The organism is Rhodococcus sp. 14-1411-2a (assembly GCF_002259485.1).
Lineage (GTDB): Bacteria > Actinomycetota > Actinomycetes > Mycobacteriales > Mycobacteriaceae > Rhodococcoides.
Genome location: NZ_NPGA01000009.1, coordinates 355311 through 368189, shown reverse-complemented (window position 1 = coordinate 368189; position 12879 = coordinate 355311). Strand labels below are relative to the sequence as shown.

Genomic DNA, 12879 nt, shown 5'->3' with positions numbered 1-12879 from the left:
AGCGGTCACGTGCCGCTGAGGGCGATCGACCGCAACACTGCTGCGGCGGCCGCATCCGATGCCTGTGTTGGAATCCAGTGCGACACATCGGCTAATACGGTCAAGGTGTATGCCGCGTCGACGTAGCGCTGTGCATTGTCGACGGCGGATCGTCCGATGAAGGTGTCTCCGTCACTCCAGACCATCGACGTCGGCACGGTGATGCGTAGACGGCCGATGCCCGGGTTCGAAAACGGAAGTCCGCGGTACCAGGTAACGGCAAAGGGGAGTGCGCCGTAGTCGACGATCTCGGTCTTCGTTCGTTCGAGGTCGTCTTCGGTCATTCCGCTTCGTTCGTACCACTTCTCGGCCCGTGCGCCGGGACGCATCATCCATTTCTCGGGCAGTAGCGGCAGTTGGAAGAACGCGAAGTACCAGGAGTGCATAATTTGCTTCGAGGTGAGCATCGCAGTCATGAACGAGCCGGGGTGCGGAACCGAGAACGCCGTCAGTGACGCAACGAGTTGAGGGTGTCGGCCTGCGGCGACCCAGGCGATGTTCGCTCCCCAATCGTGTCCGACCAGATGAACCGGTTGACCGATCACCTCGATCAGGGCGGCGACATCGCCGACCAACGCTCCGATGCGATAGTCCCGTCGCCGCTTCGGCCGGGCCCGCGGTGAGTACCCACGCTGATCCGGTGCGACAGTGCGGAATCCGTGCTCGTTCAGAACGGCCATCACTGCGGACCACGACGATGCCCGCTCGGGAAATCCGTGCAGTAGCAACACGATCGGGCCGTCGAGCGGGCCTTGGTCGAGGACGTCGAACACCAATCCGTCATGGGCGTACTCGGTGATTCTCTCCGTCGCGGAGCCGCTCGTCAGCATGTGCTGGGCACGGTTTGGCCTGCGAACACGGCAGCCAGGAACTGCATGGCGGCCTCGTCGCTGACGTCGTGGCCCTGCTCGGGCTGCTCCTGCGCGACGATCGGATCACCCAGAGCGCACGCCTTTTCGACGCCGTCGGCGGTCCACTGCGGCAGCACGATGTCGTCTTTCGCGCCGTAGGCCACGAACATCGGGACCTCGGTTCGCACCTGGGGGAGTGTGTAGCGACCGATTACGTCGAGCAGCTGTTGCTCGGATTGCGCTGAATCAGCGGCGAACTCGTCCGGAGCCATTGCCTCGACGGCGCGCTCCTTGCCGTCCGTGTCGCCGCCCGAGCAGGTGAGCAGCAGCTCGTTGTTGGCCTCCGCGACGCTGCCGCTGTAGTCCATCGGATCGATCGACGGGTCGACTTGCTGTGCGCCGTAGAGCAGGTACGGCAGAAGCTCCTTCTGCGGTCTGGTGAGGTTTCCGTCCGTTGCCGCCTGCACCAGGGGCGTCAGGTCCGTCGGCGGCGACAGCGACACCGATCCCACCAGGTCGAGGCCCTGACCGTAGGTGGCGGCGAGTTCGTTTGCAGCCCAGGCTGCTTGGCCACCCTGTGACAACCCGACAGCGGCCCATCGGGTGGACATGTCCGGCAGCGCGCTCTGGGCGGCGCGGGCCGCGTCGATCATGTTGTGTCCCGAGGTGCGCGGTTCCAGGTACGGGTGGGTGCCGCCGCCGGTGCCCAGGCCCTGGTAATCGGGAAGCACGGTGACGTATCCGAGTTCGGTGAAGTCCTGCACAGCGAATTGGTAGCCGAGTAGATCGGGATACAGGGTGGGTCCGCAGTCGGCCTGAATTCCTGTGGTGCCGTGCCCGTAGACGACGGTCGGCCAACCGCCCTCGGGTGGGGTGCCTGCCGGAACGGCTGCCACACCCGAGACCGCCGTGGGGGAATTGTCGACACCCGACGTGGACTCGTAGACGAATCGGTACAGCGTGGCTCCGGTGTCGGTGAGCGCTGTCGATCGATCGCCGAAGTCCTCGGAATCGAGAACGGTGCCCGGCACTCCGGTGAGGTCGTACTGCGGGGCCGGTGCGGTCGTCGTCTCGGCGGGCGTGACCGAGGGCGCGGTTACAGACTCGGGCGTGGAGCTGCACGCGACGAGCGCGCAGGTGGACGCCGCAAGAACGGCTCCGACGCGTCGAGCTCGATTCGGTCCACTGATGGCATTCACTCCCGCGTGTCTACCAGACCCTGGCGGGAATCGGCAGCCTCAACTGCCAGTGGGCGTCCGGTGGACGTCGTCGACCAGGTCGTGAATGGTGGCCGATTCGGGTAAACAACCCGGCAGCGGTGTTTGCGACCGTCGTATTCAGGGGATCAGTGCTGCTATGAAAACAGTGGTCGTCGTCAGTGCGGTCGTGGCAGTCGTGGTGTCGTTTCTGGGGTCCGGTGCGTGGATCGGAACGCCGATTGCCGAGGCGGCGGGCGGGGCGCTGAGTGCCACGTCCACGCTGGTGGCACCCGCAGGCCCGGCGTTCTCGATCTGGTCGGTGATCTACACCGGACTCATCGCCTACGCCGTATGGCAGTTCCTACCCGGCCGCACCGCACGGCACGACGCGTTGCGTGCACCGATCGTCGCGTCGATGTTGCTCAATCCCGCGTGGATTCTCGTGATCCAGTTCGGCCAGGTGTGGCTGAGCGTGATCGTCATCGTCGCCTTGCTGTTGGTACTCGTCCGCGTGTTCGTGCTGATGCAGCAGCATCGACCGGAGGGTGTGGCCGACGCGGTGATCACCGACGGCACGATGGGCATCTACCTCGGGTGGGTGTGTGTGGCGACGATCGCGAACGTCTCCGCGTGGCTGGTGAGTCTCGGATTGACGAGTGGCGCAACGGTATGGGCGATCATCGTGCTCGTGGTGGCTGCCGGTGTCGGGGTTTTTCTGGCCCAGTTCTCCGGTGGTGCGGTCGCACCGATGTTGGCGATCGTCTGGGGACTGGGATGGTTGGCGCAGGGCCGCTTCTCCGGTGAGGTGGTCGATACGGCTGTCGCTTGGGCAGCCGTTCTCGCCGCAGCGGTGGTCGCGATTGCCACGGTAGGAATACGGGTCCGTGGACGAAGGACCGTCTCGGTGGGGTGATTCCTCCTCGATCTAGTCCGATCCTCGGAGCAATGCGACAGCACCGTCGATGTTCAGCGTGGGATCGAGAACCGGCGCGGTGCTCAGGCACGCAACGATGAGGTGCACCAGCCACTCGACCATCTGCTCGACGTCGATGCGCGTGTCCTCTTCCAGCCATCGGGCCGTTGCACCATCGATTGCCGCGACGATGCTTCGTCCGACCAGCCTGACGCCGGCGTTCTCCGGGTCCAGTCCGAGCCGTGTGGCCGACGCTTCCAGCACTGCGGTGCGAGCATCTTCGAATACTTCCCAGGCTTCTGGATCGGCACCTCTGCCGCCCAACACCATTCGGAGCGCCAGACCGCGGTGCACGCGCAGGTACTCGAGATGGCTGGTCAGAGCAGCCCGTATCTGCACGTCGGGTGTCGAATCGGGAATGTCGGCGAACGCCTGCGACATCGCCGCGGCAGTGGCCCGCATCGACTCGAGGTAGATGCCTCGCTTGTTGCCGAAGTAGTGGAACAGCAAGCCGTGGGCCACATCCGCCGACTCGACGATGTCCGCCACGCCCACTTTGTCGTAGTCGGTTTCCGCGAACAGTGCGACCGCCGCGTCGATCATGCGCTGACGGGTTTCTGCGGCTCGAGCGCTTGCCCGGGTGGCCCGGGCAACCGGCTGGGTGGATCGATTCGGCACCTCGAGTCCCCTCTGTCTCGGCCTCCCCGCTCGGCTGCTGCCCACGGTTCGACACAAGACTAGGTCCTCGTCAGATGATCGGCGTGATGTGGTCATGAAGTTCGAAGCCGAGGAGTGCCTTGCCGTAGGTTTCTATCGACACTCGCGGGAGCATGACGGCGTGGCGGGCACCGACGTTGGAGTCACGCCAAATGCGCTGCAGTGCATTGACATCGGCGAAGGCTCCGGCTCCGGTGGCATCCACGAGGATGTTGAGTGCCTCGTTGATGCTCTTCAGTGCAACGGCTGCGTCGCCGCGGACGCGAGCGCGCGAGAGGAGGTCCGGGTACTCGCCGGCTTCGGCCCACCGCATGACGTCCTCCGCCGCGCGGTACGCATGCAGGTGCGCGGTGTCGACCTTCAGTGCGGCTTCGGCGAGCATCATCTGGAAGGCCACCGAGTCGGCCTGCCGGTCGAACACCGTGTAGGCCAACGCTTTCTGGGACGCCTTCGTTCGGACGAGTTCTACTGCGGCACGGCCCATTCCGAGCTGCGGTCCGACGAGAACCATGACGAGCATCGGGCCGAAGGCCGAGCGGGCGAACGCGGAGTCGGTACGTTCTGCCACGTTGGCACCACTGAATGCCGGAATCATCGAGAGCATGCGGTGTTCGGGTACGAACACGTCTTCTGCAACGACGGTGTTGCTGCCGGAGGCGCGCATGCCGGCTACGTACCAGGTGTCGTCGACGCGGTAGTCCGAGCGAGGCAGCAATGCCATTCCCTGGTCGAGCATGTCGCCGTCTTCGTCGTTGATGATGATTCCGCCGGTGAACCACTCCGAGTGCAGGCTGGCCGAGGCGTAGGGCCACGTGCCCGTGAGACGGTAGCCGCCCTCGACCTTGCGGGCGGTACCGCCGGGGGTGACGACGCCGGCAATGACGGAGTCCGGCCCGTTCGCGTAGATCTCGGCCTGGGCCTGATCGCTGTAAAGGTTTGCGGCCCAGTTGTTCACGTTGGACAAGGTGGTGACCCAGGAAGCACCCGCGTCGCCTTCGGCGATGATGGCCGAGACGTCGAGCATGGTGCGCAGATCGGTTTCGAGTCCACCGAACTTCGCCGGTGCTGCGATTCGGAATACGCCCGCGCGGCGGAGGGCGTCGACGGTGCCCTCGGAGAGGCGTCGTGCCTTCTCGTTCTCGGCGGCTCCGGCCTTCAGGTCGGGCACGAGAGCTCGGAGATTGGCAATCACATCGGTTGCGGTCGCAACGGTCGGTACTTCGGTCGTCGTCATGGCGTCGCTTTCGGTTCGGCCCCGTACCTGTGAGGCGTGTCTCACGAAAGTAGGCCTGCGTTGACCTCATGTCAATATTGACTTCGGGTCAATCGTATGGCGTAGTTGTGGGAACACCGTTGTCGAACGAAGGAATTCGGATGCTGAACATCACCATGACGCAGGAGCTTTCCGCCCCTCAGGACGAGGTGTGGTCAACTCTGTCCGACGTCAGCACCTTCGAGAAGTGGCATGCCTTGCACGAGGAGTGGGTGCAGACGCCCCCGAGGGACCTCGAGGTCGGGTCGACGATGGTCGAGAAGATCAAGATCGCCAGCATCACCGACACCATCGAGTTCCAGGTCGAAAGTCTGCGTGCGCCGGAGGGATTGGTTCTGGTGGGAGCCGGATCCACCGGATCGATGATTCGGCTGACGATGAACTGCGCCGCCCGCGGCAGCGGATCAGCCGTCACGCTCGAGTTGGAGGTGACCAGTCCGCTGTTGTTCGGAGTGGTGGGCAAGGCGCTGCAGGGCACGTTCAGGAAGAAACTCACGGCCACCCTGAACGGACTCGCGGAGTACCTCGCGTGAAACGCCGATTGCCCCGCTCTTGCGGGCGGGGCAATCGTGGATGCGACTATCAGTCGAGAAGTTCTGCGGCGTAGCCACTTTCGAGTCTGCGCTTGACGTCACCGAGGTAGCGGGCGGCATCGGCACCGTCGACGATGCGGTGGTCGTACGACAGTGAGAGGTACACGGTCGGAACGGTGCTGACGTCGGCATCGAGCGAGGAATTGACGACGGGATTGTCCGCCAACGCCTCCACCGCAGCTTTGACGAAGAACGGCAGATACGACAGTTTGTTCCCGGTTCGGTGCAGGAACGAGTCCTTGTTCTCGCGCCTGACCCGAGCAATCGCGGAGACCTCGGCTTCCACGACCGTCGTCAATTGCGCTGCCGTGTGCAGGGATTGAACCATTCGGGTGGCGATGGTTCGTCTGATTCGGGGCAGCTTCTCGATCCGGTCGGCCGTGGGTGCGGCGACCTCCGGCTCCTGATCGGCGGAAGTGACGTTCTCACCGAGCGAGGGCATCGCAACGGTGTCGGTGGTGACGGTCGCTGTCATGTCTTCTTTCGTGTGCTCGATGGGGCGGGTGTCAGTGATCGGTGACGTCGAGTGCGGCACCGACAATGGAGTCGGTATCGATCTTGTGGTGCTTGTACACCTCGTCGAGTGATCCGACCTGCCCGAAGCTGCTCACGCCCAACGATGTCGAGGCCACTCGGTTGACGGTGGCGAGGAACGCCAGAGTGTGCGGGTGGCCGTCGAGCACGGTAACCATGGGCGTCGCCCGATCGGCGGGCAGGAGTTGATCGAGAATCCACGATTCACCGACACCGCGTCCTTGCCTGGCTTGCAGCGCGCGGTAGAGCTCGCCGGGACTGGTGATGCACAGAACGTCTGCGATCACGCCGACCTTGCTCAATCGCTCGGCGGCCTCGAGTGCCTCGGTGATCACTGCTCCCATCGCCGCGATGGTCACCGTCGCACCGTCCCGACGCACCAGTGGGTATCCGCCGGCCACGACCTGGCGTCGGCGACGTTCTCGTGCCGCCGGGTCGGTGGGGACGTCGGCCTTCGACTGGTCGACGGGTCGCGTCGACAACCGTAGGTAGGCCGAGGTTCCGTCGGGCCGGCCCAGCCGCGCGATGCTGGCGAGCAGGGTCCATTCGACGTCGATGGCGAATGCGGGTTCGTAGCTGATGCAGCCGGGTTGTTCGAGACCGATCGACGGTGTCTTGATCGATTGGTGCGCACCACCTTCCGCAGCCAGTGTGACACCGGACGGAGTACCGACGAGGATCGATTGACCGCCGGCGTAGATGCCGTACGACCACGGTTCGAGGGCGCGTTCGACGAACGGGTCGTACATGACGCCGATCGGGAACAGTGGCTGTCCCCATCGGCTCCACGTGGCACCGAGTTCGCCCATCAGTCCCACGAGGTTGGTCTCGGCGATGCCGAGTTCCACGTGCTGACCGGACGGTCCTTCGCGCCAGTGCATGATCGTTTCGGCGTCGTCACCGAACCAGTCGTGCCGATCGGAGGAGGACCACACACCGACTTTGTTGACCCAGCCGCCGAGGTTGGTGGTGGAGCTGACGTCGGGGCTCACTGTCACAACCCTTTGCGCTGCTTCCGGGGCCTCACGCGTGAGGTCTATCAGCGTGCGGCCGAGGGCAGCCTGGGTGGTGGCGGTGCCCTTCGGTGTGCGGCCGATGTCGGTGGGAACGGCAGGGGGGTTCGACGCCGGAACCGGTTCGCGGCGCAGCCGTTCCGCCGTGGCAGCGCACAGTCGCCCGGCTGCGCTGTCTTCGTCGAAGCGACCCCACGGCGCAGCGGGATCCAGGTCGAGGCTGCGAGCGAGCTCCGCGTACTCGTCGACGGTCAACAGTGAGGAGTGGTTCTGCGGATGTCCCTGAGTGGGCAGACCGAAGCCCTTGACCGTGTACGCGACGATCACGGTGGGCCGGGTGTCGTCGATGCGAGAGTAGGCCTCGCGCAACGCATCCAGATCGTGTCCGCCGAGGTTGCGAATCGACTCGGTCAGCAGTGTGTCGTCGAGATCGGCGATCAGTTCGGCGATCGCTGCGGCGTCGGGCCCGGATCCTGGAAGGCGGGTGCGCACCTCGTCGGCGCTGCAGCGCAGCAAGCGCTGATACTCGGGGTTCGGCATGTCCAGAATTCGGGTGCGGAGTGCGTCGCCGCCCGGCTTGGCGAAGAGGTCTTCGAGCAATCGGCCGAACTTGACGGTGATGACCTGCCAGCCGGCAGCGTCGAACATCTTCTCGAGCCGCCGCGCCGCGATGTTGGGGACCACTCGGTCCAGCGACTGCCGGTTGAGGTCGACGATCCACACGATCTCGCCGAGCTCGGTGATGCCCGGGTCGATGACGGCTTCCCAGACTGCGCCTTCGTCGAGTTCGGCGTCACCGACCAGTGAGTACTGCCGTCCGCTGAATCCCGATGTCCTGGGGGCGGAATCATCGGCACCGAACCGACCCTCGACGAAGCGTCGGGACATCGCACCCCAGATCGGGGCCGTGGCACCGATGCCGACCGATCCGGTGGAGTAGTCGACGGTGTCGGGGTCCTTGGCCCGGGACGGGTAGGACTGCAGTCCGCCGTACGAGCGGAGAGTCGTCAGGTACTTCTCGTCCAACTCGCCCAGAAGGTAGTTGATCGCGTGCAGCACCGGCGAGGCGTGGGGTTTGACCGACACGCGGTCGCCGGGCTGCAGCTGCTCGAACCACAGTGAGGTCATGATCGAGACCATCGACGCGCAGGACGCCTGGTGGCCGCCGACCTTCAACCCTGTCGGGTTGGGCCGAATTCGATTGGCATGGTGAATCATCGACGTCGACAACCACAGCACCCGCAGAGCGATGTCGTGCAGGTCTTCGCCGTCACCGGCAGACGAACGGCGGTCGGCGGGGCTGATGCTGGTCATGACAGAGGGCTCCTGAGTCGACGGTGAAGAACGTCCTGATGCCGGCCGAGGCCGAGAGGGTGAATGAGAACGCGGACGACGCGGGACCGAGTGTGGTCCGGTGGCCCGGGCAGGCGTTCGGGTCGCGAATCGCCGAGAGAGTGCAACTGAGCTGCGATGGGGGACAGTGGACCAGGCGTCTACCCAGCTGCGCAAGTGTTGCCGTTCGAATGGTGCAGATTGCTCAATTCGAGCCCTGTGCGGGGCTCGACCTTGGTCCTACTGATCCCGATTACCCGTCTCCGGAGGCGAGTGTGTTGCCGCCACGACAGCCTCGAAGGTGTCGACGATCAATTCGACCACCGCATCGAGTTCGAGATCGGCGGTGTCGAAATACGCGTCGGCCGTTCTATCGAGAAAGCCGGTCCACCCGGAGATGGCGGCACTCTGCAACGCAGACAGGGGTTCCGAGAGCTCGGCGAGGGCCGCGACCTGCTGAGCGCCCTCCGCGCGGGCCTTCCGGACGGCGTCTTCGACGACGGAATCGCCCAGTTCTCCCTCACGGATCACCCGTACGTAGAGGGCGCGGTGGCGTTCGAGGAACTCGATGTGTCGGCGCACGAAACCTTCCACGCGAGCCCGCACGGACTGCTCACCGGCCTCGGGTTCCTGGAATTCGGCCAGGTTCGCCAGGACGTCGGCCAGCGCTGCCGCGACGAGGCCCTGTTTGTCGGTGAAGTAGTAGAACAGCAGCCCGTGGGCCACTCCTGCGCGACGCGATATGGCCGCTGCGCTGATATCGGCGCTGTTTCCCTCGGCCAGTAGCTCGATCGCGGCGTCGATCAGGGCTTGGCGACGGTCTTTCCGAGGGCGGGCACGGTGGGACCGCTCGGCTCCGGGAGGCGGGTTGGTCGACACCGATCCGACACTAGCGCACCACACGCAGACCATCCTGACCTTCGTTCAAATTCTTGACCAGTAGTCAAAGTGGACGTAGCGTCGGTCACAACAAGTGACCCGAAGAAAGGTCGTTCGATGAGTACGACGCAGGATGCAGGGAGTCGGAAAGCGTCGAGGGTGGCGCCCGATCTCATCGCCCACTGGGTGGTCAAGTCCGCTCGCACCGAGGAGATGGTGCGGTGGTACGGAGCGGTGTTCGGTGCCGAGATCGTCTATCAGGACGAGGGAATCACGTTCCTGACATGGGACGACGAGTCGCACCGGTTGGCGATCATCGCAGTGCCGAAGCCCGTCAGGTTCCTGTTCCCGTTCGCCAAGTTCAGGCGCAAGGCCTACGGAATCGACCACATCGCGTTGACGTTCCACTCCCTCGAGCGGCTGCTGGAGAACTATGTGCGACTCAAGCGAATGGACATCCTCCCCGTCTGGTCGATCAATCACGGGCCGACGATCTCGCTCTACTACGAGGATCCCGACGGGGTGCGGCTCGAGTTCCAGGTCGAGAACTTCGACGCCGAGAACACCGCGGAATTCTTCTTCACCGAGGAGTTCGCCAAGAACCCCATCGGCGTCAACATCGACCCCGATTACCTGCTCAGTCAGCTGCGCAACGGCGTGCCCCACGAGGAGCTTCGCCGACGCGAGGCCGGAACTCGGCCCGGGCATCCGGTCGTCGCGAACAAGAAGACCATCACGCCGAAAACTCTGTGACACAACAAAGCTGCTGATCCAACGAGGGGGAGGAAGAATCACATGTCTGTCAACGTAGTTCGAACAGTCGACGGTTGGTGGCGTCTCGACGGCGACCGTGCAATCCGCATCGACACCGAGGCCCAGACCACCCGCGAACTTCTCGCCGACCGCGGTGCCATCACGGGTGCGTCGGGTGCGGGTACGAGTGTCGGCGAGCTCGAGCTCGTCTCTCCGATCACCACGCCGTGCCGGGTGGTGGCGCAGCTGCTCAACTATCGATCCCACGCGATCGATGCCGGCTCCGACCCGAACACGTTGCAGCCGACATTCTTTCGTAAGTCCTCGGCGTCGGTCTCCGGCCCGTTCGATCCCATTCGCCAACCGGCCGAGGTAGCGCTGCTGGATTACGAGATCGAACTCGGAATCGTCGTCGGTGCCGAGATCCCGATCGGTACGACGGTCACCGACGACAACCTTTCGGACTACGTGGCCGGTGTGGTCGTGGCCAACGATGTATCCGCTCGTGAGATCCAGCTGACGAAAGTCCAGGTCTACGAGAGCAAGTCGTACCCCACGTTCACCCCGCTCGGCCCGAGGTTGGTGTTGCTCGACAACGACGAGCTTCGCCGCATCCCCGAGTTGCACATGACGCTGGCCGTCAACGGCGAGACCCGCCAGGACCAGACGATCGGCAACGACCTCATCACTCCGCCGGCCGAGGCGCTCACCAGGTTGGCCCGTTTTCAGAACATGACCGCCGGTGACGTCCTCCTCACCGGAACTCCCATCGGGACAGCCATTTCCGCGCCACCGAGGATCGTGCAGAAGATCGGTGAGCTGATTCCACCGGCTCTGAAGTGGAAGTTCTTCTTCGCCCGGCAGGCGAAGAATCCGAAGTATCTCTCGGTGGACGACGTGATCACCGCCGGTATCAAGACCACCGACGGGACCATCGATCTGGGAACTCAGGAGACGGTGGTCCGATGACTGCGCCGATCGTCGTGGTCGGGGCGGGACCGGCCGGCTGTACCGCCGCATTGCTGTTGGCACGTAGAGGGATTCGCAGCGTCGTGCTCGAGCGACGAGGTGCGCCGCTGTTCCACCCTGCCGCACATGTGATCAATGCTCGTACCCTCGAGATCTGGAACGAGTACAGCCCGGAACTGGCCCGCTCCATCGCTGCGATGTCGCCACCGCACGAGACGGTCAATCTCATCAGCTGGTACGGCGATCTCGCGGACGAGGCTATCGGTTCGATCGACCTGCTCTCGGACCCCGAGCGTAAGGCCATCGTCGAGAGCCAGAGCCCGTTCCTGGTCTCGCACATCGGTCAGCATCTGCTGATGCCTGCCCTGTGGGATGCGCTCGACGCCGAACCGTTGGTCGAGTTCAGGCGCGGTTGCGCTGTCGAGTCCGTCGAATCCGACTCGTCCAGCGCTCGTGTGCGTGGGCGTTGCGCGAGTGGCATCACCGATATCGAGGCCCAGTACGTGCTCGCGTGCGACGGTGCCAACAGTGCGACTCGGGACGGTACCGGGGTGGGCCTGACCGGACCGGTGCTGGCAAACATGGGTAGCGCTTTCTTCACCTCGAAGACGCTCTTCCCCGACGATGCTCGGCCGCTGCTCAGTTGGATCTACACGCCCGAGCTGTGCGGCGTGATGATCGCGCACGCCGACCATCGATACATTCTGATGACCGCCTACCTGCACCCCGAGCAGGAGATCGCCAAGGACAGTCGAGCGTTCTGGTTGCGCACACTGCCGAAGGTGTTGGGCGATCCCGAGTTCGATCTGGAATCGACCGGAACCTGGGTGATGACCTCGCAGACCGCCGATGCGTTTCGACAAGGCCGGTTGCTCCTGCTCGGCGATGCAGCGCACCGGTTTCCGCACACCGGCGGTTTCGGCCTGAACTCGGGTGTTCAGGACGCCCACAATCTGGCATGGAAGCTCGACGCGGTGCTGTCGGGCGACGCCTCCGATTCACTGTTGGACACCTACGAGACGGAACGCCGCCCGGTGGTGGAGAAGTTCGCCGAGCAGAGTGTGGCGAACCATTTCCGGATGGACGACATCGGCAAGAGAGTGGGCATCACCAACAAGATGTTGGCAAAGGCGACACAGGTGATGGGACGTCCACCGCTGAACAAGATTCCAGGAAAGTTGATCGCGCCACTGGCGGCGGGGGCGACACGGCGGCAGATGGCGCGCTCGCAGAAGGTGAACCCCGGCGCGCCCGGTTCGGCTCGGCTTCGCCGCGAGATCGCCGACGCGATTCCGGATCAGGTGGAGCATTTCGTCTCGATCGGCCTGCAGTTCGGCTATCTGTACGCCAGTTCGTTGATCGCGCAGGATCCTGCGGCCAAGCCTGCCGAAGACGTGGTGGACTACCTGCCCACCACGTACCCCGGTGCCCGCCTTCCGCACGCGGTCCTGTCGGTGAACGGCACCTCGGTGGATGCGCACGACACTCTGGATCGAAACAAGTTGACGCTGCTGACATTTGCCGGCCGCGAGTGGGATCCGGTGGTGTCCGAGCTCGACGCAGGCGGCCCAGGGGTGGTCATGGTTGCAGCCGACGCGCCGTCGGGCAACGATCGTGACCGGTTGATCGACCTGTACGAGGTAGGTAATTCCGGGGCGGTACTGGTGCGACCCGACGGACATGTTGCCTGGCGTACGACAGGTTCGGCCAGCGAGGCCGGAACGGCGCTGGCCGATTTCCTCGAGACACGGTGGCGCAGCGTGTACGACGTCGCTCGGTCCCGGATCTGACTGTCTGCGCAGCGTCACACGAGA

General features: G+C 64.4%; 12 protein-coding genes. 5 read left to right on the top strand and 7 right to left on the bottom strand.

Annotated elements, in window-relative coordinates; translation table 11 throughout:
• Positions 1-5: 5 nt before the first annotated feature.
• On the bottom strand, positions 6-869 hold the full coding sequence (locus CH291_RS07295; RefSeq protein ID WP_094687063.1) for an alpha/beta fold hydrolase: 864 nt from the start codon (positions 867-869) through the stop codon (positions 6-8).
• Positions 863-2089, bottom strand: coding sequence for an alpha/beta hydrolase family protein (locus CH291_RS07290; protein ID WP_094687062.1), 1227 nt, complete (start codon positions 2087-2089; stop codon positions 863-865). Before CH291_RS07290 ends, CH291_RS07295 begins: the two co-directional genes overlap by 7 nt.
• 157 nt (positions 2090-2246) lie before the next feature.
• Here CH291_RS07290 and CH291_RS07285 point away from each other — a divergent pair, with 157 nt between their 5' ends.
• Complete coding sequence (locus CH291_RS07285; protein WP_094687061.1) at positions 2247-3002, top strand: tryptophan-rich sensory protein; 756 nt, start codon at positions 2247-2249, stop codon at positions 3000-3002.
• A gap of 12 nt (positions 3003-3014) precedes the next feature.
• On the opposite strand, the gene CH291_RS07280 is transcribed toward CH291_RS07285, so the two are convergent.
• Entirely contained in the window at positions 3015-3680 is a 666-nt protein-coding gene (locus CH291_RS07280) for a TetR/AcrR family transcriptional regulator (protein ID WP_179276469.1), read from the bottom strand.
• Positions 3681-3750: 70 nt separating this feature from the next.
• Positions 3751-4953 carry an oxidoreductase gene (locus CH291_RS07275; protein WP_094687059.1) on the bottom strand — a complete coding sequence of 401 codons (1203 nt, stop codon included), beginning with the start codon at positions 4951-4953 and terminating at the stop codon, positions 3751-3753.
• A 140-nt stretch (positions 4954-5093) separates the two neighbouring features.
• On the opposite strand from CH291_RS07275, the gene CH291_RS07270 reads away from it, so the two are divergent.
• On the top strand, positions 5094-5525 hold the full coding sequence (locus CH291_RS07270; RefSeq protein WP_179276468.1) for a type II toxin-antitoxin system Rv0910 family toxin: 432 nt from the start codon (positions 5094-5096) through the stop codon (positions 5523-5525).
• 49 nt (positions 5526-5574) lie between these two features.
• Here the strand turns inward: CH291_RS07270 and CH291_RS07265 are convergent, their stop codons facing one another.
• From CH291_RS07265 to CH291_RS07255, 3 genes are all read right to left on the bottom strand, one after another.
• The gene (locus tag CH291_RS07265; RefSeq protein ID WP_094687151.1) at positions 5575-6060 is read right to left on the bottom strand and encodes a 2-oxo acid dehydrogenase subunit E2; all 486 of its coding nucleotides are present in this window, start codon (positions 6058-6060) and stop codon (positions 5575-5577) included.
• A 31-nt stretch (positions 6061-6091) separates the two neighbouring features.
• Positions 6092-8446: a transketolase-like TK C-terminal-containing protein gene (locus tag CH291_RS07260; protein WP_094687057.1), complete on the bottom strand. Its 2355-nt coding sequence runs from the start codon at positions 8444-8446 to the stop codon at positions 6092-6094.
• Between the two features lie 258 nt (positions 8447-8704).
• The gene (locus CH291_RS07255; RefSeq protein WP_179276467.1) at positions 8705-9343 is read right to left on the bottom strand and encodes a TetR/AcrR family transcriptional regulator; all 639 of its coding nucleotides are present in this window, start codon (positions 9341-9343) and stop codon (positions 8705-8707) included.
• A 117-nt stretch (positions 9344-9460) separates the two neighbouring features.
• On the opposite strand from CH291_RS07255, the gene CH291_RS07250 reads away from it, so the two are divergent.
• Genes CH291_RS07250 through CH291_RS07240 form a run of 3 tightly spaced genes read left to right on the top strand, consistent with a single transcriptional unit; the run spans position 9461 to position 12855 of the window.
• Entirely contained in the window at positions 9461-10096 is a 636-nt protein-coding gene (locus CH291_RS07250) for a VOC family protein (protein ID WP_094687055.1), read from the top strand.
• 42 nt (positions 10097-10138) lie between these two features.
• A complete protein-coding gene (locus tag CH291_RS07245; RefSeq protein WP_094687054.1) occupies positions 10139-11065 on the top strand; it encodes a fumarylacetoacetate hydrolase family protein in 927 nt (308 codons plus the stop codon).
• A complete protein-coding gene (locus CH291_RS07240) occupies positions 11062-12855 on the top strand; it encodes an FAD-dependent oxidoreductase (RefSeq protein WP_094687053.1) in 1794 nt (597 codons plus the stop codon). Before CH291_RS07245 ends, CH291_RS07240 begins: the two co-directional genes overlap by 4 nt.
• Positions 12856-12879: the final 24 nt, after the last annotated feature.

Bases quoted from the DNA above. Each gene is read 5' to 3' on its own strand.
- CH291_RS07245 (WP_094687054.1), top strand. From the start codon at position 10,139: ATGTCTGTCAACGTAGTTCGAACAGTCGACGGTTGGTGGCGTCTCGAC.
- CH291_RS07270 (WP_179276468.1), top strand. From the start codon at position 5,094: ATGCTGAACATCACCATGACGCAGGAGCTTTCCGCCCCTCAGGACGAG.
- CH291_RS07275 (WP_094687059.1), bottom strand. From the start codon at position 4,953: ATGACGACGACCGAAGTACCGACCGTTGCGACCGCAACCGATGTGATT.
- CH291_RS07295 (WP_094687063.1), bottom strand. From the start codon at position 869: ATGCTGACGAGCGGCTCCGCGACGGAGAGAATCACCGAGTACGCCCAT.
- CH291_RS07250 (WP_094687055.1), top strand. From the start codon at position 9,461: ATGAGTACGACGCAGGATGCAGGGAGTCGGAAAGCGTCGAGGGTGGCG.
- CH291_RS07240 (WP_094687053.1), top strand. From the start codon at position 11,062: ATGACTGCGCCGATCGTCGTGGTCGGGGCGGGACCGGCCGGCTGTACC.
- CH291_RS07260 (WP_094687057.1), bottom strand. From the start codon at position 8,446: ATGACCAGCATCAGCCCCGCCGACCGCCGTTCGTCTGCCGGTGACGGC.
- CH291_RS07285 (WP_094687061.1), top strand. From the start codon at position 2,247: ATGAAAACAGTGGTCGTCGTCAGTGCGGTCGTGGCAGTCGTGGTGTCG.
- CH291_RS07265 (WP_094687151.1), bottom strand. From the start codon at position 6,060: ATGACAGCGACCGTCACCACCGACACCGTTGCGATGCCCTCGCTCGGT.